This window comes from Peptoniphilus indolicus ATCC 29427, assembly GCF_000227315.1.
In the GTDB taxonomy this organism is placed as follows: Bacteria; Bacillota; Clostridia; order Tissierellales; family Peptoniphilaceae; genus Peptoniphilus; species Peptoniphilus indolicus.
Genome location: NZ_JH165062.1, coordinates 127308 through 131214 on the forward strand (window position 1 = coordinate 127308; position 3907 = coordinate 131214).

General features: G+C 28.8%; 5 protein-coding genes. All 5 read right to left on the reverse strand.

Features of this window, described 5'->3' with window-relative positions; translation table 11 throughout:
- Positions 1-26 precede the first annotated feature (26 nt).
- A complete protein-coding gene (locus HMPREF9129_RS06620; protein ID WP_004821759.1) occupies positions 27-578 on the reverse strand; it encodes a DUF6648 family protein in 552 nt (183 codons plus the stop codon).
- Between the two features lie 97 nt (positions 579-675).
- Positions 676-1104, reverse strand: coding sequence for a hypothetical protein (locus tag HMPREF9129_RS06625; protein WP_004821761.1), 429 nt, complete (start codon positions 1102-1104; stop codon positions 676-678).
- Between the two features lie 2 nt (positions 1105-1106).
- Positions 1107-2012: a tRNA modification radical SAM protein MnmL/YtqA gene (gene mnmL / locus HMPREF9129_RS06630; RefSeq protein WP_004821762.1), complete on the reverse strand. Its 906-nt coding sequence runs from the start codon at positions 2010-2012 to the stop codon at positions 1107-1109.
- A 62-nt stretch (positions 2013-2074) separates the two neighbouring features.
- Complete coding sequence (locus tag HMPREF9129_RS06635) at positions 2075-2356, reverse strand: DUF1292 domain-containing protein (RefSeq protein ID WP_004821765.1); 282 nt, start codon at positions 2354-2356, stop codon at positions 2075-2077.
- An 18-nt stretch (positions 2357-2374) separates the two neighbouring features.
- Positions 2375-3820 (reverse strand): aminoacyl-histidine dipeptidase, encoded by a 1446-nt coding sequence (locus HMPREF9129_RS06640; protein ID WP_040552714.1) that lies wholly within the window; start codon positions 3818-3820, stop codon positions 2375-2377.
- Positions 3821-3907 lie beyond the last annotated feature (87 nt).

The window sequence follows — 3907 nt, forward strand, 5'->3', positions numbered from 1 at the left end:
TTAAAAAATACTAGCTGATTTTTCAACTAGTATTTTTCGTTTATATATTCTTCTATAAGAGAAGATTTTTCTATATCTTCAAACACTCTTTCACTTTTCAATATTTCTAAAAGCCACATAGCTTTAGAATGAAAAATAGCCTCTTTTTTATCTTCCAAAACTATTTCATATAGAACATGATTTAATTTTTTAGATTCACATTTAATGTAATAAGATGAAACATTTTCAAAATTTTGTAATTTTAAAATTTTGAAAGCTGTCTCGTCTTTTTCGTGATAAAACTTATTCCCTAAATTTAAGTAATAGTTATAGTATCTCGAATGTTTTTTAGTGTTCTTAACTTCTCTAGCTAACATCTTATAATATTTTGCCATACCATTGTAATATTGATAATTGTACATTCCCTTTTCATAAGAATCTATCTTGATAAAAGGTCTGGCATTTTCACCTGCAAAATATTCATAATTATATTGTAAAAACTCTCTTTTACTTATATCGCCATTGTCATACTGCATAATCAAAAAAGATCTTCGTTCAAAAAAATCTTCAAACTTATCTTTTTTCCTAAGTGGTGTCACTTTTGCCTCAAATCTAATTAAATAATCCAGTAAATACTGGTAATATCATTAAAAGTACCAATATTATGGCAATTATTTTTACAGCATTCTTATTCAATTATTTCTCCTTACCAAGTTCTACTATGTTTTCTTTTAATTCATCTGTAATTTCAGAAACTTCTGTATCTATATTGATAAAAATTTCCTTACTTTCTATATCTTTTATTTTATCCAATTTCTTCTTTAAAAATTCTAAATCTTCTATATTCAAATTCAAAATCTTATAAATTCCATCTATATATATCTTTTCAAGGTCATAATCCATAGCTAATAAACCACATATAAAGCCATAGAATGATTCTTTATCATTAAGTCTATAATCAGTTGCATTTATTAATCTTACATTATAATCAAGACTAAAAATATGATCATCATCAACTTCTACAAATGCAATATTTCCATTTCCGCTTTTAAGATCTTCATTAGCGTTTTCAATTAACCATCTAGTTTTTCCAGATCCTTTTGGGCCTAAAATATACTTAACCATAATTACCAATCCTTTCCTTTACATTGCCCTTGATGAAATCCTTTTTCTTTCATCTCTGCCACTATCTCATCTCTTATTTTCCACCAGGATGTGTTCCAATTACAGAATAAAGAATTTTTCTCAGGAGCTCTACCTATTATTCTCTGAACGACTATAGACGAATCTAAATGTCGTAAAAACAAAATAGTTCTTCTTTTATATTCCTCTAATGAGATTATATCAATTTTACCCTCTTGATACAATTGTCCCATTAAAGTTCCCTTTAAAATATATAATGCATGAATCTTTACTTCTTCCACATTTAAAGCATTTAATAGATGAGCTGTTTCAATATTATCCAACTCGTCATCATAAGGTAAATTTAAGATTACATGTGCACAAACTCTCAAATTCCTCTTATGTAATCTTATTGTGGCATCTACAAATTCAGCTACTCCATGTCCCCTATTTATTTTTTTTAGAGTTCTATAATTTGCTGTTTGCAACCCTAACTCAACAGTTACAAAATATTTTTTATTTACTTCCTCTAAAAAGTCTAATATTTCATCACTTAAGCAATCTGGTCTAGTTGAAATAGATACCCCTACAACTCCATCTATTAGCGAATCATTTATATTCTGCACAAACTGCTCATAGTCTAAATAAGTATTTGTAAAATTTTGAAAATATGAAATATACTTATTAGCTTTATACTTTTTCTTAACAATATTCATATTACTAATAAGTTGATTTTCTATAGAACCACAACTATTTTCGAAACTTCCCCCTTCTTCTCCACAAAAAGTACAGCCACCTGCGCCAAGTTTACCATCTCTATTTGGGCAGGTCAAATCTAACTTGATAGGCAATTTATAAACTTTTTCTCCAAATTTATTATACAGGAAATCTGAATAATTGTTATATACCATATTACATCTCACATTCTAAAATTTTATAATTCTTAGGGGTTTTAACAACCCCTTAAAAATTTCTATTCTTCATCGTGTAATTTACTGAAAGTTTCAGATACTTTAGCAAATTCTTCATCGTCTTCTATTTCAGTAAGTTCAACTTCTTCTTCTGAGAGTTCTTGATATTTAAAAAGTATAAGTTCTCCATCTTCAATCTCATCTTCCGGAATTAAAGCTATATAATTTTCTCCTTCTACATCAAAGATATCTATTACTATACAGTTTAATTCTGTTCCATCTTCCAATGGAATACCTATTACATCGTATTCAAATTCTTCTTCGTGATTGTGTTCATTTTGCATAATTTATGCCTCCTAATTTTATTTCAAGTTTTTCAAGATTTGTTTTACAAATTCATAAACTCTTTCAGTAGATGCTATTTCTAAATTTTCACCTGGTGCATGTGGACCTCTTATGTTAGGCCCAATAGATAACATATCTATATCTCCTATTGTGTCTTTAAAAATTCCACACTCAAGTCCTGCATGTATAGCTTCTAATTCAAGATCTTTTTTATTTAATTCTCTATATACTTTTATAGCCACTTCTCTTAATGGAGAATTAGCCTTGTATTCCCAAGCTGGATAATCATTCTTAATTTCATAAGTTGCTCCAACTAATTTAGCTATTTCAAGATTTCTTATTCCAATTTCATTTTTTAATGAAGTAAGAGCAGATCTTATATTAGTTAAAATTCTAATTTCGTCATCATCTGACTCTATTACACCAACGTTTATAGAAGAGCCTACCAAACCTTCTATATCGTTACTCATTGATTGTACTCCATTAGGAAGTATCAATAATGCCTGTACAATTCTTTCTGCTAACTCATCTTTTAAAGCTTTATCATAAATTGAAGTTGCTTCAAAATTCAATCTAACATCAGGGTCAGTATTTCCAAATTCTTTTACATAATCCCTATTTAATATAATGACTTTCTTTTGAATCTCAACTAGCTCATTTTCATCGACTGCTATAATAGCTTTTGCATATCTAGGAATTGCGTTTGGTTTCGCTCCTCCAGAAATATCTACTAAGTCTATATTATCCCTTAATTCATAAAGAGCTCTTGCCAAAAGTTTATTAGAATTTCCAAGACCTTTTTGGATTTCTTGTCCTGAGTGTCCTCCCTTTAAACCAGAAATAGATAATTCATAAAATGCTCTTCCTTTTGAAATTTCTTTAAAATCTTTTTTAAATGTTAATACGTCTCTTCTACCACCAGCACACGCTATACAAGCAACTCCTTCAGTTTCAGAGTCTAAATTTAATAACATTTTACCCTGTAGAATGCTTCCGTCTAAATTAGACGCACCTGTCATTCCACTCTCTTCATTTGAAGTTATTAATACTTCAAGAGGTGGATGCTCAATATCATCAGATTCTAAAATAGCAAGTGCCATTGCAACTGCAATACCATTGTCTGCTCCAAGTGTTGTTTCATGAGCTATTATTTTTCCATCTTCAACTGTAAATTCAATAGGGTCAGTATCAAAGTTTATGTTTGATATTTCACTTTTTTCACAAACCATATCCATATGCCCTTGAATAATTAAAGTTGGAGATAACTCATATCCTTCAGTTCCTGGTTTTCTTATAATTACATTATCGTGGGAATCTCTTGTATAATCTAACCTATGCTCTTTTGCAAAATCCACTAACCATGTAGCTATCTTATCTTCATTAAATGAAGCTCTAGGGATTTTAGTAATTTCTTCAAAGTAATAAAAAACTCTCTTTGGATTATAATTTTCTAATTTATTCAAAATAGTCCTCCTATTTACTTTACTATATCCTAATACAGATAAATGTTCCAAATATTTTTATGAATGATATTTTACTAAATAATTTCT

What these genes read in the sequence shown, in the direction of transcription:
- HMPREF9129_RS06625 (WP_004821761.1), bottom strand. Translation starts at nt 1,104, where the DNA reads ATGGTTAAGTATATTTTAGGCCCAAAAGGATCTGGAAAAACTAGATGG.
- mnmL (WP_004821762.1), bottom strand. Translation starts at nt 2,012, where the DNA reads ATGGTATATAACAATTATTCAGATTTCCTGTATAATAAATTTGGAGAA.
- HMPREF9129_RS06635 (WP_004821765.1), bottom strand. Translation starts at nt 2,356, where the DNA reads ATGCAAAATGAACACAATCACGAAGAAGAATTTGAATACGATGTAATA.